1 protein-coding gene is annotated in these 1546 nt (G+C 79.0%); it reads left to right on the top strand.

The window, feature by feature from the left end; translation table 11 throughout:
• A partial coding sequence (locus FNX44_RS29325; RefSeq protein WP_143651557.1) for an RDD family protein occupies positions 1-1411 on the top strand: 1411 nt, incomplete at its 5' end.
• Positions 1412-1546: the final 135 nt, after the last annotated feature.

Below are 1546 nucleotides of genomic sequence, written 5' to 3'. Positions count from 1 at the left end.
CCCCGACACCGTCCAGCCCGGGACGGCCGCCGGACAGAACCCGGCCGCCCCCGACAGCGGCCGACCCGCCGGCGCCCAGCCTCCCGTCACCGCCGGTCGGTTCGGAGCCCCCGTCGGCCAGCCTGCCGGCAACCCGGGCCGTCCCGCCGACGGTACGGACCACCCCGCCTCCGGCGTCGGTGAGTCGACCGGCGGTCCCGGCCAGGGCGGCGCGGGCGCCGGGCAGTTCGGTCCGCAGACCGGCCACCTGGGCTCGGCAGCGGGCGCCGCACAGGGCGGCGCCTCTCCCGGCCGGCAGGCCTCCGGTCAGCACGTCGGCGGGCAGTCCGGCGGGGGAACCGGGCGCGGAGGGGCCGGTGCCGCGGGCGGCGGCGAGTCGACGGGCCGTGAGGAGAGCGGCGGGCGGCCCGAGTCGGGGTCCGCCTGGCAGGCCGACGCCAACCGGCAGAGCGGCTTCGGCGGTGAGCAGGACCAGCGCGTCTCCTGGGGCCAGCCGGCCGGTACCCCCGGGTCGGCCCCGGCGCCGGAGCAGACCACCCAGTTGCGTCGCTCGGACATCGTGAACGCCCGCCGCGCGGCCCGTTCGAGCGGTGGCGCCGCCGCTCCCGCCGCCGGCTTCGGCCAGCCGCAGACCGGCGCCCCGCAGGCCCACCCGCAGGGGGCGCCCGGGGCGCAGCCCGGCCTCCCCGCCGGTGCCGTGCCGGGCGGGCCGCAGCTCCCCGCGCAGGGCGGCCCGGCCGCCGCCGGTCGGTCCGAGGGGACACCCGGCTGGGCCCAGCAGGTCAGGGACCTGGCGCAGGCGCCGGGTGCCGGCGCGCCGCCCGGCGGCCCCGGCGAGGGTCCGACCCCCTGGCGCCCGCCGGTCAACGACCCCTTCCTCCAGGCGGCGCAGAACCAGGCCCGTCCGGCCGGCCTCGGCCGGCGCCTGGCGGCCCGGCTGCTGGACTCGTTGGTGACGGGCGCGGTGGGCGCGGCCGTCGCGTTCCCGCTCCTGCCGAAGACCGCCGACCACGTCAAGGACAAGATCGAGGCGGCCGAACACGCCGGTGTCACCACACAGGTGTGGCTGCTGGACGGCACGACCGGCGGCTACCTCGCGATGGTGATCGGAGCGATGCTGGTGTTCGGCCTGCTCTACGAGGCGCTGCCGAACGCGCGTTGGGGCCGCACCCTGGGCAAGAAGCTGTTCGGGCTGCGGGTGCTGAGTCTGGAGGAGCAGGAACCGCCGGGCTACGGACGTGCGGTGGTGCGCTGGCTGGTGCAGGGCGGCTCGGCGGCGCTCCTGGTCGGCGTGGTGAACCTGGCCTGGGCGCTGTTCGACAAGCCCTGGCGGCAGTGCCTGCACGACAAGGCCGCCGGCACGTTCACCGCACAGGGCGGCGACGCGGGCGAACTCCGTCTGGGCGGCTGACCCCCGTGCCCCACCCGGGCTGCCCCGCGAGGCCACGCGACGGCGGTGGCACGGCCGACTTGCGAGGCCGGGCGGCCCTGGCGTCGGGCTGAGCTGTCCCGCCCACGGAGGAGGCGGCGCACCTCGGGGCCGGGC

It is taken from the genome of Streptomyces alkaliterrae (assembly GCF_007097205.2).
Classification (GTDB): domain Bacteria; phylum Actinomycetota; class Actinomycetes; order Streptomycetales; family Streptomycetaceae; genus Streptomyces; species Streptomyces alkaliterrae.
The sequence above is the reverse complement of the archived record's forward strand: the minus strand, read 5'-3'. Positions and strand labels throughout refer to the sequence as shown.